Source organism: Tistlia consotensis USBA 355, from assembly GCF_900177295.1.
GTDB lineage: Bacteria > Pseudomonadota > Alphaproteobacteria > Kiloniellales > DSM-21159 > Tistlia > Tistlia consotensis.
This window is the reverse complement of record NZ_FWZX01000030.1, coordinates 51,703-74,442: the sequence shown is the minus strand read 5'-3', so window position 1 is coordinate 74,442 and position 22,740 is coordinate 51,703. Positions and strand designations below refer to the sequence as shown.

The 22,740-nt window shown below is 73.5% G+C and carries 22 protein-coding genes; 12 read left to right on the top strand and 10 right to left on the bottom strand.

Features of this window, described 5'->3' with window-relative positions; translation table 11 throughout:
- Positions 1–156: 156 nt before the first annotated feature.
- The gene (locus B9O00_RS26010; RefSeq protein WP_085125638.1) at positions 157–633 is read left to right on the top strand and encodes a MarR family winged helix-turn-helix transcriptional regulator; all 477 of its coding nucleotides are present in this window, start codon (positions 157–159) and stop codon (positions 631–633) included.
- A complete protein-coding gene (locus B9O00_RS26005; RefSeq protein ID WP_085125637.1) occupies positions 620–1,570 on the top strand; it encodes an FUSC family protein in 951 nt (316 codons plus the stop codon). The genes B9O00_RS26010 and B9O00_RS26005 overlap by 14 nt, the downstream gene beginning before the upstream one ends.
- Here the strand turns inward: B9O00_RS26005 and B9O00_RS26000 are convergent.
- Complete coding sequence (locus tag B9O00_RS26000; protein ID WP_085125636.1) at positions 1,567–2,520, bottom strand: NAD-dependent epimerase/dehydratase family protein; 954 nt, start codon at positions 2,518–2,520, stop codon at positions 1,567–1,569. The genes B9O00_RS26005 and B9O00_RS26000 overlap by 4 nt on opposite strands.
- A 93-nt stretch (positions 2,521–2,613) precedes the next feature.
- Between B9O00_RS26000 and B9O00_RS25995 the strand changes: the two genes are divergently transcribed.
- Entirely contained in the window at positions 2,614–3,510 is an 897-nt protein-coding gene (locus tag B9O00_RS25995; RefSeq protein ID WP_085125635.1) for a LysR family transcriptional regulator, read from the top strand.
- Positions 3,511–3,544: 34 nt separating this feature from the next.
- Here B9O00_RS25995 and B9O00_RS25990 read toward each other — a convergent pair whose 3' ends face one another.
- The 5 genes from B9O00_RS25990 to B9O00_RS25970 all read right to left on the bottom strand — a co-directional run bounded on the left by B9O00_RS25990 (position 3,545) and on the right by B9O00_RS25970 (position 8,202).
- Entirely contained in the window at positions 3,545–4,480 is a 936-nt protein-coding gene (locus tag B9O00_RS25990; protein WP_235017202.1) for a DMT family transporter, read from the bottom strand.
- Positions 4,481–4,583: 103 nt separating this feature from the next.
- Positions 4,584–4,961, bottom strand: a complete 378-nt coding sequence (locus B9O00_RS25985; protein WP_085125634.1) for a 2Fe-2S iron-sulfur cluster-binding protein — start codon at positions 4,959–4,961, stop codon at positions 4,584–4,586.
- Positions 4,961–6,670 carry an FAD-binding protein gene (locus B9O00_RS25980; RefSeq protein WP_235017201.1) on the bottom strand — a complete coding sequence of 570 codons (1,710 nt, stop codon included), beginning with the start codon at positions 6,668–6,670 and terminating at the stop codon, positions 4,961–4,963. Before B9O00_RS25980 ends, B9O00_RS25985 begins: the two co-directional genes overlap by 1 nt.
- Positions 6,671–6,704: 34 nt before the next feature.
- On the bottom strand, positions 6,705–7,268 hold the full coding sequence (locus tag B9O00_RS25975; protein ID WP_085125633.1) for a winged helix DNA-binding protein: 564 nt from the start codon (positions 7,266–7,268) through the stop codon (positions 6,705–6,707).
- A gap of 115 nt (positions 7,269–7,383) precedes the next feature.
- Complete coding sequence (locus B9O00_RS25970) at positions 7,384–8,202, bottom strand: NAD(P)H-dependent oxidoreductase (RefSeq protein WP_200808666.1); 819 nt, start codon at positions 8,200–8,202, stop codon at positions 7,384–7,386.
- Positions 8,203–8,286: 84 nt separating this feature from the next.
- Here B9O00_RS25970 and B9O00_RS25965 point away from each other — a divergent pair, with 84 nt between their 5' ends.
- From B9O00_RS25965 to B9O00_RS25930, 9 genes are all read left to right on the top strand, one after another.
- On the top strand, positions 8,287–9,189 hold the full coding sequence (locus tag B9O00_RS25965; protein ID WP_085125632.1) for a LysR family transcriptional regulator: 903 nt from the start codon (positions 8,287–8,289) through the stop codon (positions 9,187–9,189).
- Positions 9,190–9,516: 327 nt separating this feature from the next.
- Positions 9,517–10,632: a sugar phosphate nucleotidyltransferase gene (locus B9O00_RS25960; protein ID WP_085125631.1), complete on the top strand. Its 1,116-nt coding sequence runs from the start codon at positions 9,517–9,519 to the stop codon at positions 10,630–10,632.
- A gap of 114 nt (positions 10,633–10,746) precedes the next feature.
- Complete coding sequence (locus B9O00_RS25955; RefSeq protein WP_085125653.1) at positions 10,747–11,628, top strand: ABC transporter permease; 882 nt, start codon at positions 10,747–10,749, stop codon at positions 11,626–11,628.
- Position 11,629: 1 nt separating this feature from the next.
- Entirely contained in the window at positions 11,630–12,451 is an 822-nt protein-coding gene (locus B9O00_RS25950; RefSeq protein WP_085125630.1) for an ABC transporter ATP-binding protein, read from the top strand.
- Positions 12,452–12,479: 28 nt separating this feature from the next.
- Positions 12,480–13,388, top strand: a complete 909-nt coding sequence (locus tag B9O00_RS25945; protein ID WP_085125629.1) for a glycosyltransferase — start codon at positions 12,480–12,482, stop codon at positions 13,386–13,388.
- Positions 13,385–14,263 (top strand): glycosyltransferase family 2 protein, encoded by an 879-nt coding sequence (locus B9O00_RS25940; protein WP_143596347.1) that lies wholly within the window; start codon positions 13,385–13,387, stop codon positions 14,261–14,263. Before B9O00_RS25945 ends, B9O00_RS25940 begins: the two co-directional genes overlap by 4 nt.
- A 64-nt stretch (positions 14,264–14,327) precedes the next feature.
- Positions 14,328–14,477 (top strand): DUF5989 family protein, encoded by a 150-nt coding sequence (locus tag B9O00_RS33565; RefSeq protein ID WP_089229805.1) that lies wholly within the window; start codon positions 14,328–14,330, stop codon positions 14,475–14,477.
- 53 nt (positions 14,478–14,530) lie between these two features.
- Positions 14,531–16,369, top strand: a complete 1,839-nt coding sequence (locus B9O00_RS25935; RefSeq protein WP_085125627.1) for a carbamoyltransferase family protein — start codon at positions 14,531–14,533, stop codon at positions 16,367–16,369.
- Between the two features lie 139 nt (positions 16,370–16,508).
- Entirely contained in the window at positions 16,509–18,449 is a 1,941-nt protein-coding gene (locus B9O00_RS25930) for a hypothetical protein (RefSeq protein ID WP_085125626.1), read from the top strand.
- Between the two features lie 45 nt (positions 18,450–18,494).
- Here the strand turns inward: B9O00_RS25930 and B9O00_RS25925 are convergent, their stop codons facing one another.
- From B9O00_RS25925 to B9O00_RS25910, 4 genes are read right to left on the bottom strand one after another with little or no spacing between them, the layout of a single operon-like run.
- On the bottom strand, positions 18,495–18,944 hold the full coding sequence (locus B9O00_RS25925; RefSeq protein WP_089229806.1) for a hypothetical protein: 450 nt from the start codon (positions 18,942–18,944) through the stop codon (positions 18,495–18,497).
- A 25-nt stretch (positions 18,945–18,969) separates the two neighbouring features.
- Positions 18,970–19,959 (bottom strand): hypothetical protein, encoded by a 990-nt coding sequence (locus tag B9O00_RS25920; protein WP_085125624.1) that lies wholly within the window; start codon positions 19,957–19,959, stop codon positions 18,970–18,972.
- Positions 19,956–21,737, bottom strand: a complete 1,782-nt coding sequence (locus B9O00_RS25915; RefSeq protein ID WP_085125623.1) for a glycosyltransferase family protein — start codon at positions 21,735–21,737, stop codon at positions 19,956–19,958. The genes B9O00_RS25920 and B9O00_RS25915 overlap by 4 nt, the downstream gene beginning before the upstream one ends.
- Positions 21,734–22,738: a GHMP family kinase ATP-binding protein gene (locus B9O00_RS25910; protein WP_085125622.1), complete on the bottom strand. Its 1,005-nt coding sequence runs from the start codon at positions 22,736–22,738 to the stop codon at positions 21,734–21,736. The genes B9O00_RS25915 and B9O00_RS25910 overlap by 4 nt, the downstream gene beginning before the upstream one ends.
- Positions 22,739–22,740: the final 2 nt, after the last annotated feature.

Below are 22,740 nucleotides of genomic sequence, written 5' to 3'. Positions count from 1 at the left end.
GGAGACGCTGTGGCGGCGGCTCGATTCCCGCTGCCGGTCCGGGGGGCGGTGCGGCCATTGCCGAGAGAGACAGGAAGTCAGAGCGTACTTCTGTCTTCCACCATCAGCACAGAAATGGGCTTGTGCCTTCGAATAATGATAAGATAGAGCTTATCAATGTCAGACCTCTCCGACGAACTGCTCGAGCCGGCAGCGGCCCTGGATCGCGGTGCCCGGCGCCTGGCGCGCCAGCTTCGCCTCGGCAGGGCCGACGGCGATCTCGGCGGCTCCCGGCTGCTGATCCTGGGCCTGCTGCAGCGCGACGGGCCGCAGCCGCCGGCCCGGATCGCCGCGCAGCTGCGGGTCCGGCCGCAGTCCCTGACGCGCCTGCTCGCGGGGCTGGCGGAGGAGGGGCTGATCGAGCGCCGCGGCGACCCGTCCGACCGGCGCCAGAGCCTCCTGGTGCTGACCGCACGGGGCGGGACCGCGCTCGCCGACAGCCTCGCCGCGCGGCACCGGCGCCTGGCCGCCGCCCTGGCGACGCTGAGCCCGGCCGAGCAGCGCCTGCTCGGCATCGCCGGCGATCTCATCGAGCGGGTCGCCGAGGCGCTGGCGGCCCGGGACGGCGAGGAGCCGCGCGATGCCGGCGCTTGACCGGCGCCAGCTGCTGCCGGCCCTGCGCCTCGTCGCGGCGGCGCTGCTGGCCTACGGGCTCTCGACCCTGGCCGGCCTGCCGGAAGGCTACTGGGCGGCGCTCAGCGCGGTCATCGTCTCGCGGCCGCAGCCCGGCGCGGCGCTGCAGGCCGGCGCCGACCGGCTGGTCGGCACGCTGCTCGGTGCCGGCATCGCCTGCCTCGCCGCGCTTGCCGGGCAGGTCCCCTTCTTCGCCGGCCCCTGGAGCGACCTGCTGCTGCTCGGCGCGGCGCTGCTGCCGCTCGGCCTGCTGCTGGCCTGGCGCGAGGCCTGGCGCACCGCGCCGATCGCCGCGATCATCGTGCTCTCGGCCGGCACCCGGGGCGAAGGCGCGCTCGGCGCCGCGCTGCTGCGCGTGCTGGAGATCGGCCTCGGCGGACTCGTCGCCGTCGCGGTCGCGCGCTTCCTGCTGCCCGGCCATTCGGACCGAGAGGCCGCGGTGCTGGCGCGCCGCCTGCTCGCCCGCTCGGCGGCCGCGCTGGCTGCGGCCGAGGCCGGCGACGAGGCCGGCTGCTCGGCCCTGCAGGCCGAGGCGCGAGCCCTGCAGCGCCGGCTCTTCCGGCTGCCCGACAGCGCGCGCTGGGAGCGCGTCGACCGCGCCGCCCTGGCCGAGCTGGTGCGCGCCGCGGGCCGCTTCGGCCTGTCCTGCGGCTTCGCCGTCCGCCTGCTGCTCGCGGCCCGGCGGGCCGGCAACCCGGCGCTCGCCGGGGCGGCGCTGAAGGCCCGGCTGGCGCCGCTGACCGCGCTGGCCCGGGAGGAGGCCGAGGTTCCGGCCGCGCCCGCGGGCCGGGCTTCCGCCGAGAGCCAGGCCGCCGCCCTCGGCCACGTCCTGGCGCTGGCCGCCCGCGACGCCGGCGCCCTGGCCGAGGCGATCGGCGGGGACCGGTTCCGACCCTAGCCGGCCGGCAGGCAGCCGAGGCCGGCGAGGGTCGCGCGCACGGCCTCGTCGAGCGGCGTGTGCGGCTCGCTGCCGAGAGCCGCCAGCAGGCGGGCGTTGCCCAGGCGCACCGGCTGGCGCCAGAGGTAGCGCACCTCCGAGAGCTCCCGGAACAGCGGGACCAGGGGGGCGGCGAGCGCGATCAGCCGCCAGGGCAGGGCGCGCACCGGCAGCTCCGGGCGGCCGCTCGCCCGGCGGATCGCCGCGGCCATCTCGGTGCCGTCGGCGTCCCAGTGCCCGGCCATGTGGAAGCGTGCGAAGGCCGGCAGCGCCGGCGCCCGCTCGACGAGCCGCACCATGGTCTCGGCGACGTCCGGCAGGTAGGCCCAGAGGTGGCCGACGCCCGGCGCCCCCGGGTTGGTGACCGAGCGCAGCGGCCGGCCCGGCTTGACCAGGGCCTGGGCGAACCAGTTGTTGCCGGCGCGCGGGCCGAAGTAGTCGCCGGCGCGCAGGATCAGCACCGGCGTGCCGGCCGCGGCCGCCGCCTCCAGGCGGCGCTCCATCTCGGCGCGGATCCGGCCCTTGCGGGTCAGCGGGTGCTGCGGCGCGTCCTCGCCGGGCTCCGGCAGGGCGTCGGGCCCGTAGTTGTAGAGCGTGCCGGGCAGCAGGATGCGGGCGCCGCTCGCCCGGGCCGCCGCGATGGTCGAGTCGAGCATCGGCAGCACCAGCTCTGCCCAGCGCCGGTAGCCCGGCGGGTTGACCGCATGGACGATCAGGCTCGCGCCCTCGGCGGCGGCGGCCACCTCGCTCGCCCGGAGCGCGTCGCCCCGCACCCAGTCGAAGCGCTCCGGCCCTGCCGCGCCGCGGTGCAGCGCCCGCACCCGCCAGCCGCGGGCCTGCAGCCGCCGGGCGACCTCGCCGCCGACGCCGCCGGTCGCGCCCAGCACCAATGCCGTCCCTCCGTTCGTCATGACCCTGCTCCTCGCCTGTCGATGACGGGCAGATGGCATCGTCGGGTCATGAACGGAATTGTAGAAAAGAGTTGCCTATCTATACTAAAAAAGATGAAGCGAGCCGAGCCGAGCTGGGATCTCTACCGGACCTTCGTCGCCGTGCTGCGGGCCGGCTCCCTGTCGGCCGCCGCCCGCGCGCTCGACCTGACCCAGCCGACCGTGACCCGCCACGTCGCAGCGCTCGAGCGGACGGTCGGCTGCGAGCTGTTCCTGCGCTCGCGCAGCGGCCTCTCGCCGACCGCGGCGGCCCTGGAGCTGAGGCCCTATGCCGAGACCCTGGCGGCGACCGCCGCGGCCCTGCTGCGTGCCGCCTCGGCCGACCCGGGCGCCGTCAGCGGCCGGGTCCGGATCAGCGCCAGCGAGGTCGTCGGCGCCGAGGTCCTGCCGCCGATCCTGGCCGGCCTGCGCGAGCGTCATCCCGGCCTGGTCGTCGAGCTGGCGCTGTCGAACGCCGTCGAGAACCTGCTGCGCCGCGACGCCGACGTCGCCGTGCGCATGGTCGAGCCGAGCCAGCAGGCGCTGGTCGCGCGCCGCCTCGGCACGGTCGCGCTCGGCCTCTTCGCCCGCCGCGACTACCTGGAGCGCCATGGTGTCCCGGAGCGGATCGAGGACCTCGCGGGCCACAGCCTGATCGGCTTCGACCGCGAGACGCCGGCGATCCGCGCGCTGCTGCGCCTTGTCCCCGGCTTCGAGGGCTACGACTTTGCCCTGCGCAGCGACAGCGATCTCGCCCAGCTGGCGGCGATCCGCGCCGGCTTCGGCATCGGCGCCTGCCAGGTTCCGCTCGGCCGGCGCGGGCCGGACCTGGTCCGGCTGCTGCCCGAAGCCTTCGCCCCCGGGCTCGGCGTCTGGCTGGTCATGCACGAGGACCTGCGCGGCACGCCGCGCTGCCGCGCCGTCTTCGACGGCCTGGCCGAAGGGCTGGCCGGCTACCTGGCGTGCGGGTGAGCGCCGGCGGACCGCCCGGTCCGTTTCGCCGTGCCTAGCGGACCGCCCGGTCCACTTGCCGCTTCTTGGCGTGCTCGGCGATCCAGATGCCGCCCAGCACCAGGACCAGCGCGGCGCCGTGGTAGAGCGCGAAGTCCTCGCCGAGCAGCAGCACCGAGAAGAGCGCCGCCCAGATCGGCACCAGGTTGACGAACACGCCGGCGCGGGCCGGGCCGATCAGCTTGACCCCCTGCATGAAGGAGAGCTGCGACAGGAACGAGGGGAAGAGCACGACGTAGGCCAGCACGAGCCAGCCGCGCGGGCTCGGCCACTGGAACGAGCCGGCCGCGGCCTCGATCGCGGCGAGCGGCAGGGCCGCGAGGCAGGCGGAGAGCGCGAGCACCGAGAAGCTGGCCAGCGCCGAGACCGCCGGCCGCCGCCTGAGGCCCAGGGTGTAGCCGGCATAGAGCGCGCAGGCGCCCAGCATGATCAGGTCGCCCTGGTTGAGGCTGAGCGTCGCCAGGCGCGCGAGGCTGCCGCCGGAGGTCACGACGGCGACGCCGATCAGGGTCAGCAGCACGCCGAAGCTCTGCAGCGCGGTCACCGGCGCGCGGTCGAGCAGATAGGCGCCGAGCAGCACGAAGATCGGGATCGCGCCCTGCAGGATGCCGATGTTGATCGCCGTCGTGGAATGCGCCGCGACGTAGTAGAGCGCGTTGAAGCCGGTGAAGCCGCAGGCGCCGAGCAGGGCCAGGGTGCCGAGGCGCGGGCGCAGCTGCGGCCAGGCCTCGCGGATCTCGCGCCGGGCGAAGAGCGCCAGCAGGATCACCACGCCGAGCCAGCGCATGGCGGTCAGCGCCATCGGCGAGACCGCGCCGACCGCGAAGCGGCTGGCCACGGCATTGCCGCCCCAGGCCATGGTGGTCAGCACCAGCAGCAGGTAGGCGTTGCCGAACAGCCGCTCGACCAGCCCCCGCTTCTCCGAACCCACGATCCTCGCCCCTTCGTCGTTGCCTGCCGCAGGCCGGCAATCTAGGCGAGCGGCGGCGCCGGCAGGTCGGCAAAAATCGGTCGTCTGCTGCCCGGCCGGCCGCTCAGTCCTCGCGCCCGCCGCCGCCGCTGCGCGCGACGGCGTGGTCCAGGCGCTCGTCCGGCGGGCCGATCTCGGTCACCAAGTCGCGCAGCCCGGTCTTGTTGGGCAGCGGGCGCAGCTCCATCTCGCGCGGCTCCAGGCGCGCCGTGCAGGCGTAGCCGACCGTGCCGTCGATCCGGATCATGCATTCCTTGCAGGTGTTCGCGTTGATGCAGGAGTGGCGGATCGCCAGGCTCGGGTCGAGGTTGGCGCGGACGTAGCGCAGCCCGTCGAGCACCGACTGGCCGGGCGTGTAGGGCACCTCGTAGCGGCTCGCCTCCTCGCGGCCCGTGCGATGCACGACCAGGCGGGCGGTGGGGGTCTCGGCCGGCGCCGTCATCAGGCGACCTCCTCGATGTCGGCGGCCCGCGGGGCCTGGACGGGCGCCCTGCCGAGCGCCAGCGCGCCGTCCTTCAGGGACAGTGTCTGGTGCAGCCGCCAGGCCGCGTCGTCCATCAGGGGGAAGTCGTCGCGCTGGTGGGCGCCGCGGCTCTCCCGGCGCGCCAGGGCGGCGGTCGTGACCGCCTCGGCGACCAGCAGCATCGAGCGCAGGTCGAACCAGTCGAGGCGGCCCAGGTCGTAGGGGCCGGGGGCGCCCGGCGGCCGCTCGCCCAGCGCCCGGCGCAGCGCGGCGATCCCGGCCAGCGCCTGCTCCAGGCCCTCGGCGGTGCGGAAGGGGCCGACCTGCTCGGCCATCAGGGCCTGCAGCTCCGCGATCGCGCCGGCGAGGTTGAGCTCGGCCGCCGGGCTGCTGCCGCGGATCAGCTCGAGAGTCTCGCTGCCGGCAGGCCTGGCACGCCCCGCCGCCTCGGCCCTGCGCGCGGCGCTCTCGCCGGCGCGGCGGCCGAAGACCAGGGCCTCGGTGATCGCGTTGCCCGACAGGCGGTTGGCGCCGTTGGCGCCGGCGACGGTCTCGCCGGCGACGAAGAGGCCGGGGACGCGCGTCTCCATCGCGGCGTCCACGCGCACGCCGCCCATGTGGTAGTGGGCGATCGGCGCGACCTCGACCGCCATCCGGGTCAGGTCGATGCCGTTCTTCGCCAGGCGGTCGATGACCGGCCCGAAGGCCTCGCGCAGCCTGGCCTCGGGCACGTGCTCGAAGCTGAGGAAGGCGCCGCCGGCCGGCGAGCCTCGGCCCGCCTGGACCTCGCTCAGGATCGCGTGGGTCGCCTTGTCCCGGGTGACGTTGTAGACCGCGCCCTCTTCGTTGCCGTAGTCGTTGACGAACTCGCGGCCCTCGGCATTGAGGAGGCGCCCGCCGAGCTTGTAGCGGAAGGGGTCCCACATGATCGGGTCCATGCCGACCAGGCGCGGCGCCAGGTGGCCGATCGGGAAGAACTGGACGAACTCCATGTCCATCAGCTCGGCGCCGGCGCGCAGCGCCAGGGCGTGGCCGTCGCCGCCCATGTTGGCCGAGGCGCTGTTGCGCCGGTAGAGCCGGGTGAGGCCCCCGGTCGCCAGCACGACGGCGCCGGCCGCGATCGCGACCGGCCGGCCGTCGGCCATCGAGAAGCCGACGGCGCCGCGCACGGTCCCGTCCCGCACCGGCAGGTCGGCGACGTAGAGGTCGCCGACGCGGGTCACCGTCTCCTGGCGCAGCACCCGGCCGCGCAGGGTCTTGGCGACCGCCGGGCCGGTCGAGAGGAAGTCGACGTAGACGCAGCGCGGCCGGTCGTGGCCCGGCGCCTGGGCCTGGCGGATCCGCCCGTCCTCGTGGCGCGCCCAGCCGACCTTCCAGCCGTCGAGCCGGCGGATCTCCTCCGGCCCCTCGCGGCAGACGATCTCCGCGAGGTCGGCGTCGCAGAGGCCGCGGCCGGCGGCGATCGTGTCGGCCAGGTGGTGCTCCCAGTGGTCGGGCTGCTCCGAGCCGAGCGCCACTGCCACGGTCATCTGCGCCATCACGGTGGCGCCGCTGCGCCCGACCAGGCTGCGGTCGGCCAGCAGCACGCGGGCGCCGGCCTCGGCGGCCGACAGCGCGGCCGCCATGCCGGCGGCGCCGGAGCCGACGACCAGGACGTCGGTCTCGAGCTCTACGAGGGGCTCTGCCAAGGGACGCTCTCTCCTCGGGTCTGGGGTCTGGGGGTCAGATCGTGGCGGCGGAGCGGGCCGCCTGGTTGTAGTAGCCGGAGAGCGCGCGCAGCGCCTCGCCGACCTCCGAGAGCGTCGCCTCGGAGGGGCCGGAGGAGCGCAGGCCCTTGACCAGCAGCTGCTCGCGCACCGCGGCGTAGCGCTCGCAGGCGGCGATGCCGCGCTCGGTCGCCTCGACCAGCTTCTCCTTGCCGTTGCGCCGGATCGCGACGAGGCCGGCCTTCTGCAGCTTCTTCAGGGCATAGGCGGCGACGTGCGCCTCCTCGATGTCGAGGATCAGCGCAATGTCGGCCGCCGGCTTCGGCCGGTCGCGGTGGCGCACGACGTTCAGCATGATGACCTCGAGCGGCGAGAGGTTCGGCTCGCCCGCGGCGGCCATGCAGCGCACGACCCAGCGCTCGAAGGCGCGGATCGAGAGGATCAGGCCGAACTCCGCCTCCGACAGCGCCGGCGAGCCGCCGGCGGCGAGATGCGCCGAGGAGACGATCGGCCCGTAGAGCGCCGCGCCGGGTGCCCCGGCTGCCTCCGCCGTTGCCGGTCCCGCCTTCCTGCTCGCCATGCCCACTCTCCGCCCTGCACGCCACCCTCGGGTCTCGGGGGCATGTCTGATCGATAATTTATAGAGAATATATAGAGAAATTATCGTGAGCGGAAAAATATCGCGACCGTGCGGATCAGCCGGACGCGGCCGTCTCCGGCAGATGGCGCATGAAGGGGCCGTGGCTCGGCGCTCCGGACTTCAGCCGGCCCTCGGCGTCCCAGTCGTCCCAGCCGTTGAAGGGCAGGGGCTGCAGCGCATCGAGCCCGGCGAGGTGGCGGCGCAGACCGGCCTCGCAGGCCGCGAGGTGGCGGCGGTGGGCCTCCGGATCGGCGCCGAAGCGGCCGCCCTCCACGGCGAAGGAACGCCAGGGCGGCAGCACCGAGAAGCCGACGTAGTGCAGGCTGAAGTGCAGCGGCCAGAGCAGCAGGTCGAGGTCGCCCTGGCGGCCGTCGGGGCCGTGGCTCGCCGCCGGCCCGCCGGTGGTGATCGAGACGAGGGCCCGCCTGCCCCGGAAGCGGCCGCGGTCATAGCGCATCCGGCTGTCGTAGACGGCGCCGTAGGCGAAGACCCGGTCGAGCCAGCCCTTGAGCATCGCCGGCAGCGAGAACCACCAGAGCGGACACTGGAAGACCACCAGGTCGCTCTGCTCCAGCCAGCCGATCGCCCGGGCGACATCGGGCGGCAGGCGGCCGGTCTCGGCGGCCCGGCGCTGCGCGCTCATGGCGCTGAAGCGGCCGGGATCGCGCCGCGCCGGATAGTGCTCCGGGGCCTCGCGCGGGTCGAAGCCCTCGCCGTAGAGGTCGAGAAGCCGGGTCGTGTAGCCGCCGGCTTCCAGCGTCTCCCGGGCGGCCCGGGCCAGCCGGCCGTTGAAGGACCGCGGCTCGGGGTGGGCGAGCACGACGAGGCTGTGCATGGCGGTCTTCTCCTGGGGGACGCGGTTCTGCGGGTCCATGGTTCCGTCCGGCAGATTGGCCTGTCGATCCGCGGACGGTGATTCCTTAAGATTGCCGATAATCTTTGCAAGAACGGACAACTCATGGACTGGGACGACCTGCGGATCGTGCTGGCGATCGGAGAGGCGGGCTCGCTGTCGGGCGCCGGGCGGCGCCTGGCGGTCAGCCACGCCACGGTGTTCCGTCGGCTCGGCGCCCTGGAGAGCCGGCTCGGCGTGCGGCTCTTCGAGCGGGCGCGGGACGGCTATGCGCCGACCCCGGCCGGCGAGGAGCTGCTCGCGGCGGCGCGCCGGGTCCAAGGCGCCGTGGCGGCGGCCGAGCGGCGGATCGCCGGCCGCGACCTCAGGCCCGCCGGCCCTCTGCGGGTGACCACGACCGACACGCTGCTGCACGGCCTGCTGCTGCCGCTGCTCCCGGCCTTCCGCGCGGCCTTCCCGGAGATCGTCCTGGAGCTGGTCGCTTCCAACTCCCGTGCTGACCTGACGAAGCGCGAGGCCGACGTCGCGCTCCGCCCCTCGGATCGGCCACCGGAGCGTCTGGTCGGCCGCCGCCTGGGCCGCATCGCCGAGGCGGTCTACGCCGCACGCGACTCCGCGCAGGAGTCCACTGACCTTCGGTCACTCGACTGGATCGGGCCCGACCCGGGCCTTCATTTCCCGGCGCTGGAGGACTGGCTGGAGGCCGAGGGGCTGGCGCCGCTGGTGGTGTTGCGCCTCGACAGCCTGCTGGCGATCCGCGCCGCCGTGGCTGTCGGCCTCGGCGTCGCCGTGCTGCCCTGCTACCTGGCCGACCCCGACCCGACGCTGACCCGGCTCGGCGATCCCGTCACCGGCCTCGACAGCGAGCTCTGGCTGCTGACCCACCCCGACCTGCGCCGCACGGCGCGCGTGCGGGCCTTCCTGGACTTCATGGGCAAGGAGATCGCCGCCCGGGCGCCGTTGCTGGCCGGCGAGCCATCCTCGCTGCCGCCCCGACGCCAGCGGTGACGCCACCGGCCGGATGCTGTCCCACCGGCGAGGGCGCACGGTCGCCATGCCGTGACCGTCGTGGCGGCTTGAGGCGGATCCTCGAAGGGCTCGGCAGGTCAGATCCGCGCTCGAATGAGCTGCTGGGCGCGGCTCGGCGAGCCTGGCACGTCTGGACCCCGGGAGACGCCGCGTTAGACTGCCCGGCATGTTGGGCCTGCCCCTGTGCGACAGTCGCGCTCCGCGTCCGAGGACCCCTCGTCCTACCCTGAGGCCGGTCGATCGCGGCAGCGCGCGCGGACCGAAGCGCAGGCTGTCCTTCCCGTGGCGCGGCTGCGGGATGCCGCGATGCTGAACCAGGCCGTGTTCCTGGTCGGCGGGCTCGGCAGCCGGCTGGGGGCGATGACCAGGGCGACGCCCAAGCCGCTGCTCGAGGTCGGCGGCCGGCCCTTTCTCGACTGCCTGATCGAACAGGCGGCGCGGCACGGCCTGCATCGCGTCCTGCTGCTCTGCGGCCATCTGGCGCAGGCCTTCGCGGAGCGCTACCGCGGCGGCGGGCCCGGCGGGGCCGCCGTCACCGTCGCCGTCGAGCCGGCGCCGGCCGGCACCGGCGGCGCCCTGCGCCACGCCGCGGGCCTGCTCGACGAGCGCTTCCTGCTGGTCAACGGCGACACCTTCTTCGACGTCAACTGGCTGGATCTGCTGACCCTGCCCGCCGGCGCCGACTGCGTCGCCCGGCTGGCGCTGAGGGACGCGCCGCCCGGCGTGGGGCGCTACGACGGGGTCGAGCTGGCCGGCACGCAGGTCGTCGGCTTCGCCGGCGCCGGCAGCGCCGGCCCCGTCAACGGCGGGCTCTACCTGGTCGACCGCTCGATCCTCGGCTGGATCGATGCGCTGCCCTGCTCCATCGAGCACGACGTCTTCCCGCGGCTCGCGGCGGCCGGGCGCCTGGCCGGGCGGATCTACGACCGCTTCTTCCTCGACATCGGCGTGCCGGCCGACTTCGCCCGGGCGCAGGCGGAGATCCCGGCACGGTTCCGCCGTCCCGCGGTCTTCCTGTCCCGCACCTGCCTGCCGCCCGCGCAGGACCGGGCCCGGCCGGGCGAGACCTGGCCCCGGGAGGTGCTCGAGTCCGTCAAGCAACTGAACGACCTCGGCTGCCTCGTCGTGCTCACGGGCCCGCCCGGCCGCGACGCCGCCGCATCGTTCGAAGCGTTCCAGGCGGCCCTGCAGCCGCTTGGCGCGCACCTCGACGCGGTCGCCGACGCACCCCGGCTGGGACCCGGCGAGGCCGTGCCCTGGCCCTGCGACCCGGAAAGGAGCCTGCTGATCTCCTGCGACCCGGCCGAGCTGGCGGCGGCGCGTGCGCAAGGCATCGAAGGCGCTCTCTTCGCGGGCGACCTGGCTCGCCAGGTCCGCGCACTGGCCGCGCGGCTCCGCGGCCCGGAGGGCCGACAGCCGTAGGCAATGGGCCGCTTCGCTTCCGGACGGTACCGCGATCCGCATCGCGGCCGCGCGCTCGCCGCCGTCGTCCGCGCCGCTGTTGCCGGCCGCGCCGGACGGCGATATCCCATTGCGATGAGCGCATTGATCGAGGGCGACCGCACCCACAGTCGAGGCCGCGACGGGGCCGTATTCCATCTCGCCGCGGACAGCGGCTGGCCGCAGCGCTTCGGGCTGATGGCCCGGGACCTGCGCGACGGCGCCTCGTTGTGGCGCCTCGCATGGCTGCTGGCGACCTCGGACATTCGCCTGCGCTATCGCGGCTCCGTCCTCGGGCCGCTCTGGCTGACGCTCTCGACGGCGGTCATGATCGGCGCCATGGGCTTCATCTACGCGGCGCTGTTCCGCGCGGACATCCGGCAGTACCTGCCCTATCTCAGCGTCTCGATCGTGATCTGGAACTACCTCAGCGCCCTGGTCAACGAAGGCTGCAACTGCTTCCTGACCGAGCAGAAGCTGATCCACGGCGCGCGCATGCCCTTCTCGCTGCACGCCGCGCGCAGCGTCCTGCGCAACACCATCGTGTTCGCCCACAACGTCGTCGTGATCGTGCCGGTGTTCCTGCTCGTGGGCGCACCGGTGACCTGGGAGATCCTGTGGGTCGTGCCGGCGCTGCTGCTCTGGCTGCTCGACGGCTTCGCCGTCGCGATGCTGCTCGGCGCGCTCTGCGCCCGTTTCCGCGACGTGCCGCCGATCGTCGGCGCATTGCTGCAGGTGGTCTTCTTCGCGACGCCGATCATGTGGTACGCCAGTCTACTCGACGGCCATCCACTCCTCGGCGTGCTGATCCGCTTCAACCCCTTCTTCCATCTCCTCGAGGTCGTGCGCGCCCCGCTGCTCGGCGGAGCGCCTCCGGCCGGCAGCGTGCTCGGCGCCCTGGCGGCCTCCGCCGTCGCGCTGGCGCTCGCGGCGGTCGGCTTCGCCCGGATGCGCGGCCGCATCGCGTATTGGGTCTGACATGGCGCAGCTCGCGGCTCGCGGCATCTCGGTCGACTTCCCGCTCTATCACAGCGAGACCCGGTCCCTGCGACGGGCCGTGCTCGACCGTGCCTCCGGCCGGTTCGGCGCCGACGCCCGCAGACGCCCGATCGTGCGGGCATTGCGCGACATCTCCTTCTCGCTCGCATCCGGCGATCGGCTCGGCCTGGTGGGATCCAACGGCTCCGGCAAGACGACCCTGCTGCGCGTCCTCTCGGGCATCTACCAGCCGACGGCCGGCTCACTGGCGGTCGACGGCAGCCTCGCCTCGCTGCTCGACCCCGGCCAGGCGATGAACCCGGACATGACCGGCCGCGAGAACATCCGGCTGCACGCGCGCTTCCACAGGATGGCCGTCGCCGAGATCGGGGCCTTCGAGGCCGACGTCGAAAGCTTCGCCGACATCGGCGCCTTCCTCGACCTGCCGGTGCGCAACTATTCCTCCGGCATGATGGTCCGCCTGTCCTTCGCGATGGCGACCGCGGCCCGGCCGGAGATCCTGCTGATGGACGAGTGGATCCTGGCCGGTGACGCGACCTTCATGGACAAGGCCCGGCAGCGCACCGAGACCATGGTCCGCCACGCCGACATCCTGGTGCTGGCCAGCCATTCGGCACAGGTCATGGTCGAGTGGTGCAACCGCCTGGTCTGGCTGGAGCAGGGCCGGGTGCGCGCCGACGGCGAGCCGCTCGAGGTGCTGTCGCGCTATCTGCCGCCGCAGCAGTTCGAGCAGCTCCGGCCGAAGCGGTCGGAGCAGCCGGAACCGATTCCTGCGCCGCTGCGTTCCGGCACCTCCCCGTGAGCGGCCGAGGCCTGACGTGACATCCGCAATGGCGGCAACGCCGCGTCTGACCGTCGTCACGGCGAACCTGAACCACGGCAGCTTCCTGGAGCAGGCGATCCGCAGCGTCACCGAGCAGCCGGGCGTGGTGCTGGAGCATCTGGTCGTCGACGGCGGCTCGCTCGACCGCTCGGTGGCGATCGTCGAGGCGTCCGGGACCGCTCGGCTGGCACTCTGCCCGGGCCTCGATTCGCATGCCGCGCTGAACCGGGGCCTGGCGCTGGCAGAGGGCGCACTGATCGGCTTTCTCAACGCCGACGACCGCTACGAGTCGGCCAGCCTGCACCGGGTCGTCGCCGCTTTCGATGCAGCGCCCGGAACGGTCGCGGTCTGCGGCGGCCTGCGCTTCTTCCGCTGCGACGACGGGCCGGAAGGGACGCGCGAGGTCGAGCTCGGCCGCTACGAGCACGCGGAAGGCGACGGCCTGCTGCTCGAGGCGACCTTCGGAGCCCCCGGCTTCAACAGCTGGTTCTTCCGCACCGACTGGCTGCGCTCGCTCGGCGGGCTGCGCACCGAGTGGCGCTTCGCCGCGGACCGCGACCTGCTGCTGCGCCTGCTCGCGGCCGCCCGGCCGACCGTGTTGCGCGGCACGGTCTATCACTACCGCGTGCACGAGGGCTCGCGCACGCTCGACCCCCGCAAGACCAACCGCTCGGCCTGGGCGCGCGAGCACATCCGCCTGGCGCGGCTCCATGCTGCGGACGACTGGTCGGGCGATCCCGAAAGGTCGGCGCTGCTCGACGACTGGCGCGCCCTGGAGGGCCTGAAGCTCCTCGCCGGGCTGCACCGCGACGTCTCCTGGCGCTCCGATCTCCTGGACCTCTTCCGGACGCCCTGGTGGCGCCTGCCGTCCGCGCTGCTGCGGCGGCGGCAGTGGCTGGCGACGGCGGCGAGATGAGCGCGCCGGAGGTCAGCGTCATCCTGCCCGTCTACAACCGCGCCGCGACGGTCGGCGCGGCGCTGGCCAGCGCTCTCGGCCAGCAGGGACCGGCGCTCGAGGTGGTGCTGGTCGACGACGGCTCGTCCGACGGACTGGAGGCAGCGCTCGCGCCCTTCCGCCCGGACTCCCGCCTGAGGGTGCTGCGCCACCCCGAGCGGCGAGGTGCTGCCGCCGCGCGCAACACCGCGATCGCCGAGGCCCGCGGACCCTGGCTGGCGTTTCTCGACTCCGACGACGAGTGGCGGCCCGGCAAGCTCGGCGCCCAGCTCGCCGCGCTCGCGGCGGCGGGGCCGGGGCTGTCCATGGCCCTGACCGCCGCGCTGCTGGATCGCGGCGCGGCGGGGACCGAGGTCCGTGTCCCGCGGACCAGCCCGTCCTGCCGCGACGTCATCCTCGCCGGCTGCACCCAGAGTCCGGGCTCGACCGCGGTGATCGCCCGGGCGGCCTTCGAGCGCTACGGGCCCTTCGAGGAACGGCTGGAGCGGCTGGACGACTGGGAGTGGCTGCTGCGCTTCAGGGAGTCGGACGACTTCCTGGTCGTGCCCGAGCCGCTGGCGGTCGTGCACGTCCACGACTTCGCCGGCGTCGAGGCCGTCGACCGGGCCGCCGCGCTGATCTGGCACCGGCATGCGCCGAGAGTCCGCAAGGAGGGGCTGCGCCGACTGGGGAGCTTCGCGGGCGCCGTGCTCATCGAGCGCGCCTTCGCCCGGCTCGCCGCCGGGCGCCTGCCGGGCGCGTTCGGCCTCCTGGCGCTCGGGCTGGCGCTGCACGGGCGAGGCAGCGAGCTGCCGGCGCGGGCCCGCCGACGCCTGCGCAGGGCGCTGAAGCCTTGAACGGCGCGACGGCCTTCTCTAGTGCTGGTCCCGGCAGCCGACCATCGATCCCGGGGCGACCGTGATGAGCTTCCTCAGCGATCTCTGGGCCTTCCTGCGCGTGCGGCGGAAGTTCTGGCTGCTGCCGATCATCCTCGTCATGCTGCTGTTCGCCGGCCTCGCGCTGGTCGGCCAGGGATCGACGGTCGCGCCCTTTCTCTACACGCTGTTCTGAGCCGGGTGGCACAACGGGCTCGGCGATGGGCGGGCCGGAGGGAGCGGGCAGCCGTGGACGTCCTGGGCATCTCCGCCTTCTATCACGACAGCGCCGCCGCGCTGGTCCGCGACGGACGGGTCGTCGCCGCGGTGCAGGAGGAGGCCTTCAGCCGCCGCAAGCACGACGCCGCCTTCCCGCGCGCCGCGATCGCCCATTGCCTGGAGGCCGGCGGAACCAGCCTCGAGCGGCTGGCGGCCGTGGTGTTCTACGACAAGCCCTTCCTCAAGTTCGAGCGGCTGCTCGAGACCTATCTGACGACCGCGCCGCGGGGCTTTGCCTCGTTCCGGCGCGCCATGCCGGTCTGGCTGCGCGAGAAGCTGTTCCAGAAGGACCTGCTGCGGCGCGAGCTGAGAACCCTTTCGGGCTCCGGGCGCAGCAGCCGGCTGCCGCCGCTGCTGTTCTCGGAACATCACCTGAGCCACGCCGCCAGTGCGTTCTATCCCTCGCCGTTCGAGAACGCCCTGGTGCTGACCCTGGACGGCGTCGGCGAATGGGCGACGACGTCGGTCGCCGAGGGCGCCGGCCGGTCGCTGGCGGTGCTGCGCGAGCTCCACTTCCCGCATTCGCTGGGCCTGCTGTACTCGGCCTTCACCCATCACCTCGGCTTCCGGGTCAATGCCGGGGAGTACAAGGTCATGGGCCTGGCGCCCTACGGCGAGCCGGTCTACCTGCGCCGCATCCTCGACCATCTGATCGACCTGAAGGAGGACGGGACCTTCCGGCTGGACCAGTCCTACTTCGACTACTGCGCCGGCAGCACCATGACCAGCCGGCGCTTCGACGCGCTGTTCGGCGGACCGCCGCGGGCGCCAGAGGAACCGCTGACCCGGCGCCATCTCGACCTCGCCGCCTCGGTCCAGGCGGCGCTCGAGGAGGCGGTGCTGCGGCTGACCCGCGCGCTCGCCCGCGAGACCGGTGCCCGTCACCTCTGCCTCGCCGGCGGCGTCGCCCTCAATGCGGTCGCCAACGGCCGCGTCGTCCGGGACGGGCGCTTCGACGAGGTCTGGGTCCAGCCGGCGGCCGGCGACGCCGGCGGCGCGCTGGGCGCCGCCCTGGCCGGCTACCACCTGACCCTGGAAGGACCGCGCGCCCCGGCCGGGGGCGGCGACGGCATGCGCGGCGCCCTGCTCGGACCGGCGTTCGAGCAGCCGGACGTCGAGCGCCGGCTCGCGGCCCTCGGCGCGCGCTTCGCGGTGCTCGGCGACCGCGAGCTGATCGCGGACACGGCCCGGGCCCTGGCCGGCGGGCGCATCGTCGGCTGGTTCCAGGGCGCCGGGGAATTCGGACCGCGCGCGCTCGGCAACCGCTCGATCCTGGCCGATCCGCGCGCGCCGGAGATGCAGCAGGCCCTGAACCTGAGAACCAAGTTCCGCGAGTCCTTCCGGCCCTTCGCCCCGGCCGTGCTCGAGGAGGAGGCCGGCGCCTGGTTCGAGCTCGATCGGCCGTCGCCCTACATGCTCCTGGTCGTGCCCGTGCAGGAGCGCCATCGCGTCGCCGAGCCGGCGGGAGCCGCGCTCGAAGGGCTGGCGCGGCTCGGCGTCCCGCACTCGACGATCCCGGCGGTCACCCACGTCGACGGCTCGGCCCGGGTCCAGACCGTGTCGCGGGAAACCAATCCGCGCTTCCACGCCCTGATCGAGGCGTTCGGGGAGCGCACCGGCTGCCCGATCCTGGTCAACACCAGCTTCAACGTCCGCGGCGAGCCGATGGTCGCCACGCCGGAGGACGCCTTCCGCTGCTTCATGGGAACGGGCATCGACCGCCTGGTCGTCGGCAATTGCGTGCTGGAGAAGGCTGAGCAGCCGGCCGCGCTCCGCCACGACCAGCGGGACGTCGTCGAGCCGGACTGAGAAGGCCGGCCGACCGGCCGCCTCCGGGGAGTCGGGCAGCGCGCTCGGCATTGGCTTGGGCGGTGGATTCCGTCTATCTCTGAGGCACTCCCGGACGGCGCCGTCCGGGCGCTTGGCGACCTGGAGGAAGGCCCGAGGCGTGCTACGCTTCTTCGACACTTTCGACGCGTTGCTGGGCGCGGTGCGCGACGCCGTGCTCGAGCGGCCCCGGCTTCTCGTACTGCGCGGCACCCTCGCGCCCGCGGCGAGGCGTGACATGGTCGAGCTGGCCCGCTCGCTCGGCGCCACGGTGACGCTCGACCCCCGGGACCTGACCGAAGTGGAGATGGCAGGCCCGGAGGCTCCGACGACTCGGGGGCCCGATGCGCCGGCGGCCGACGAGCTCGTCGTCGTGATCGAGACGGCCGGTCCGGCCCTCGGCTCGATCCTGATGGACTACGTCGAGCGGCCCGACGCCGAGCTGCTCTGCCTGAAGACGGCGTGGCACTACAGCCAGCGGCCGCTGCTGTTTTCGAGCGTCCCGAAGTCCGGGACCCACCTGGCGCTCGCCCTGCTCCAGGCCTTCGGCTACGAGATCTTCCGCGACCCGAGGAAGGAGCTCAATCTCCGGCGCGGGGTCGCGAACGAGCTGCTGCGCGACCGCCAGCTCGGCGAGCACGTGGTCAGGCTTTTCTCGCCGGACTCGCCGGCGCTGCCGGGCGGCGTCGTCTACCCGATGGCCGAGCCCTCGTTCCACATGCCGTTCTCGCGCCTCTTCGAGGTGCTGTCGGGCATGGGCATCCGGCGGACCCGCATCCTCGAGCTGCCGATCGTCTTCTCCTACCGCAATCCGCTCGGCGTCATGATCTCGGAGGCCTGGGCCTATCGGGACAGCAAGCGCCACATCCTGGGACACTATTTCTCGACCTTCGAGGACACCGAGAGCATCTGCCACGACCTGGTGCGCGGCATCGCGCTGATCAGCCTGGTCGAGCGCCTGGGCGAGTATCCCGGCTGGCTGCGCCTCGCCAACGTCCTGCCGGTGTCCTTCGAGGAGCTGGTCGGTGCCGAGGGCGGCGGCGACGCCGCGATCCAGCGCCAGCTGATCTGGTCGCTGCAGCTCAAGCTCCAGATTCCCGGCGACCCGCGGGACTACGCGGCGGGCATCTACGACCGCCGAAGCCCGACCTTCCGGCGCGGCCGGCTCGACGCCTTCGCGGACGAGCTGCCGGACCACAGGGCCTTTCTCGACGGCCACCCGGAGCTCCGGCGGCGCTGCGAGGACTTCGGCTACGACCCGGATCGGGCCTCCGCCCACTGGCCGCAGCGCCATGCCACGCTCCGCCGGCGTCCCCTCGGCTTCGACTCGCCGCCGGCGCCCGTCGCCCGCCTCGGCGCCAGCCTCGTCTGGAGCACCGGACGGCACTCGGCCGCGCTGCCCGCGGTCTTCGCGACGCTGTGCCGCCATTGCGCCCTGCTGCCGGAGACGGCGGTGGCCCTCGGCGAGCTGCGCGAGCTGGCGGCGGATTTCGGCTCGCTGAGGGCCCGCGTCCGGTCCGCCGAGGTCCAGGCGCGGCACCGCCGCTTCCGCAGCCTCGGCGACTTCTGGCTGTTCGCCGTCGTCTCCGACGGCCGGCGCTACTACGCTTTCAGGCGCGACGGGGAGACGGCGATTCCCTGCCAGTCGACGATCCTCGCGGCGGACGACCCGGCAGCCCTGCTCGCCGCGATCTGCGACGCCATTCACGGCCTGTGCCGGCGCGCCCCGCAGGTCGTCTTCGCCGCCGACGACACGAACCTGGTGCTCTACGGCGACTCGGCCTACCTCATCCCGCGGCGGATCGGCCATGTCGAGATCGGGCCCGACGAGCAGCCCGACCACCCCGAGGCCGTGCGCTTCTCCCTGGAGACCTTCCTGCGCTATTTCTTCGAGCGCGAGGCCGGCGACCACCTGCGGCGTTGGGCGGCCGCGCTGGAGCTGCCCGAGGCGCCGGCCGAGGCCGCCCGGCCGGAGCACGCGGAGCCCGACGGGCAACAGCCGGTGGATCTCGCCGGCGCGCCGGCCGACATCCTCGCCTATCTCGGCGAGGCTGCCGCCTGAGGGGGCGCGGTCGTCGGCGTTCGCGGACGGCGCGGGCGCGGGTCCCTAGAACGGCCGTCGCAGGCTGTCTCCGGACGGTCCCGGAGGGTCGCGCGGAATCCAGTAGGTGGCGGCCGAGGCGTCCCGCCGGAGCGCCAGCGGCCGACGGCCGGAGAGCCGCATCGCGGCGGCCAGCGGGGTGACGAGGCCGAAGAAGAGGGCCGCCATGGCGGCGACGGAAAGCGCCGCGCGCAGGTTTCGACCGGCCAGCTGCGCCGAGCGGTTGAGGGGCGCCAGCAGCGCCGGCGCCGCCAGCGCCGCCGCGGCGAGGATCCCCGCCAGGACGGCGGCCGGCCACCAGGGCGTCGCACCGGACAGCAGCGGCCGCCCGATGCCGAGCACCAGCGCCATTGCCGCCAGGAGCAGCCCGAAGCGGCGGTCCGAGAGCGCCTGCTGAGGAGTCGGCCTTCCGGGCGGCTCGTGGGGGCTCGCGGGCAGGACGGGGCGGTCCGGCACGGACGTGCTCTCCCCTCGTCGCGGGTCAGCGCGGCGCGGCGGCCGGCGAGGCTGCCCCGGTCCGATGGCCGGCGGGATCGAGCCCCTCGACTTGCGCCCAGAGCCGGAACGCCTGCTCCGGGAAGCGCCTCTCGCCCTCCCGCGCCAGCCGCAGGTAGCCTTCCTTCTGCCGGGCGTAGAGGCCGGCAGGATCGGCGAGCGCGGCCTCGGCCTCCAGGTCCATCGGGATCGCACGGTCGAACTCGCCGCGCTGCAGGGAGCCGCCGACGTTGATCGTCGGCCGGCCCATGCGCAGCCCGAACATCACGCGCATCGGCGAGATCCAGGACCAGGAGGGGTCCTGCGGAATGTTGAGGGCGACGTCCGCCTGGCCGTAGAGCTCGGCGCGCTTCGGTTCCGCGACCTGGGACGAGACCAGCACGCGGAAGCGGCGGTTCAGCCCGGCCAGCAGGTCCGCGCGATAGGGGGTCATGGCTCCGGTGAAGACGAAGTCGTACGCCGAGCGGCGGCGCAGCGGACGGGCGGGGGGCTCCTCGCGCCGGGGCGGCGGCAGGTCCAGTGCCGGGAAGGGCAGCCGATAGAGGTCGTGCTGGAGGAAGATGTCGCCGAAGGTCTCCAGCTCGGGCAGCGGGCCGAGGGTGAAGAAGCCGAAGGCGTGCTGCGACTGGCTCAGAAGGCCGAAGAAGCGGCTGAGCTTGTTGCCGATGTAGCCGGGATCCTCGAGCGGCGTGCCGTCGAACAGGATCTCACGGCCCCTGCGCTCGATGTGCTCGGTCATGACCACGCCGACCCGCTTGTCGAAGCGGCGGCAGAAGGCGCCGACCGCCTCGTGGAAGTTGCAGCCCTCGGCGGCCGGCCGGTAGTTCTCGATGACCAGGTTGAGCGCATCGGCGCGCAGGCGGTCGGAGAGCGAGACCGCGAAGCCGCGGTTGCGCAGCGCCGCCTCGAGGAAGAAGACCTGGTCGGTCACCCCGGCCAAGGGATTGTTGAACAGGCAGAGGTGGACCGCGGTCATTGCATGATCCCCAGCCGACGCAGCGTCCGGTAGGCCGTGCGGGTCACGCGCAGCGCGGTCGGGCGCGTCTTGAGGCCGTGGTAGACCAGCTCCTTGATCGAGCCGGGCAGCGCGGGCGGCGGCGCCGCCGGGACGCCGGCCGGCGCTTGGCGCAGCGCCACCTGCCGCAGCGCCTCGATGCGGGCGGCCTCGACGACCACCTCGAAGTCGGCGGAGATCGCCTTCCGGATGGCCTGCTCCGTCTCGAAGCGCTCGGTCGCGAAATGCAGCTCAGACCAGTGGCGCAGGGCCGTCTCCGGCATGCGCGCGTCCGGGACGAAGACATGGCGGTCGCGCAGGCGGAAGATCCTGCCGCTCCCGGTGTCGAGCAGCGGCACCGGGTGCGGGGGGCCGTCGAAGTGGCCCGGCGACAGGTCGCTCGTCCACTCCTCGCCCCAGGAGACGTCGTAGATGTCCGGAGGCGGGTGACCGACCGGCGAGCCGCCGCCCGGCAGGCGGGCACGCACCAGCTCGACCAGCCCCTCCGCGAAGGCCCGGCCGTCGAAGACCGTCTCTGCACGGCGTCGCGCCGCCTCCGACAGCGCGGCGATCCGCTCGGGCTGCCCGATCAGGGCCCGGATCCGCTCGGACAGCGTCCGGCTCAGCGGCGCGCGCAGGGCGTGATAGGCGGCGTGGTCGTCGGCGACGAGGCGCTGCGCGTCGAGCTGGCGCCAGGCGGCGTCCCGCACGCCCGTCAGGACGACGCCGTCCACCTCGTCGGTCACATAGGCCTCGGTGCCGTAGGTGTCGGTCACCACCGGCACGGTGCCGTTCAGCATGGCCGAAAGGATCGAAACCGAATGGAGGTTGGCGCTCGGCAGCAGCAGGAAATGGCTCTGCGCCATCAGCCGGCCGAGGCTCCGTTCGCTCAGATAGCTCTCGATCCAGACGATGCCCTCGTTCTCCTGGTGTCGGACGAACAGCGGGTCGATGCCCCACGCCGTGAGGTCCGCGTCGCTCGGCCGCCTCGTGCGGAAATGGAAGCGGACCGGCAGGCCCTCGCGGATCAGGTCGAGCGCCAGCGCCAGACAGGCCGGGCCGCCGCGCAGCGCGAAGGAGGCCGGGTTCTGGTGTGCCGAGTTGATGAACAGGAAGTCGAAGCGATCCGGCGCGCGTTCCACGGCGTCGGCCCGGAAGGAGGCGTCTATGCCGTTGCGCAGATGGACCAGCTTGGCGTCGATCTTCGTGCTGCGGAAGAAGTCCGAGAACTGGTCGAGGCTCGACTGAATGTGCGAGGTCACCGCCAGGCAGTTCTCGGTCTCGAAGAGCGCCCCGAAGAAGCGCCGGATCGCGTCGACCCGCTGCGGATCCGGTCCGCCGCCCTGCTGGAAGTGCGGGAAGAACACCGGCAGGAAGGACTCGAACTGCAGCACGAAGGGCCGGGTGCCGCTGGTGACCGGCGCGGTGTGGTGCAGTTCGACGTCGGCGCTGATCCGTCCGGCGTAGAGCAGGTCCGACGGCACGTGCCCAAGGGCGTAGTCGCGGAAGTCGAAATGGCGGTCTCCGCTCCGCGCCCACTCCGGCGTCGGCGGGACGGCGTTGGGCGCATAGAGCCCGGCCACGATCGCCTGTCGGTACTGCTCGCCCGACAGGGGACCGGGCACCAGCAGGCGCGCGTCGCGCGGCTCGATGCTGGCGAGGCTGCGGTAGAGCGGGTGGAACCCGTTGAGTGGAATGTAGGAGGCGAGCGTCCAGGGCAGCAGGATGTTCAGGGCGCCCGCCCGCGACTGGTCGGTCATTGCGCGCCCAGCCCGTCGGGGGAGTAGAGCACGATCCGGCTGCCGACCCGGTCGAGCCCGAGCTGGACTTCGACGAGACTCTCCAGCGCCTCGAGCAGGACCGCCTTCCTCTCGGGCTCGACCATGAAAAGCATGAAGCCTCCGCCACCGGCGCCCAGCAGCTTGCCGCCGACCGCACCGGCCCTCATGCCGGCGTCGTAGATCGAGTCGATCCCCGCGTTGGTGACCGAATCGGCGAGCGCGCGCTTGCGCAGCCAACTTTCGTGCAGCATCGGCCCGAGGTCCAGGAGGGAGCGGTTGGGGTTGCCCAGGATCTCCTGGGCCTCGTCGACCATCGCCATCAGGGCGCGAATGTGGCCGCCGTTCTGGTCGAGCTTGGCGATCTTGGCCGAGGCGATGCGCGAGGCGATGCGCGAGACGCCGGTGAAGACCAGCACCAGATGGTCGAGCAGGGCCTCGGCCCGGCCCGGCGGCAGGGTCAGCGGATTGACGACGATGGCGCCGTCGCGGTGGAAGTCGACGCGGTTGAGGCCGCCGTGGGCCGCCAGCACCTGGTCCTGGGAGCCGACGCTCTCGCCGATCACCTCCTGCTCGATGCGGATCGCCTCGGCGGCCAGCCACTCCGCCGAGACCATGCGCCCCTGGAGCGCGCAGGCGGCGTTCAGCAGGCCGACGGCGAAGGAAGACGAGGAGCCGAGCCCGGAGCGCGCCGGCAGGTCGCCGTCGTGGTGCAGCTCGATACCGCTCCGGACTCCCATCTCGGAGAGCACCGCGCGAACGCAGGGGTGGGCGATCTCGCCGAGCTCGGAAACCGTCTCGACCTGCGAGTAGACGATCCGGTGCTTGTGCTCGAAGAAGGGCGGCAGGTGGCGCAGCGTGATGTAGCAGTACTTGTCGATCGCGAAGCCGATGACCGCGCCGCCGTGGTTGCGGTACCACTGCGGATAGTCGGACCCGCCGCCGAACAGCGAGACCCGGAACGGCGTGCGGCTGATGATCAAGG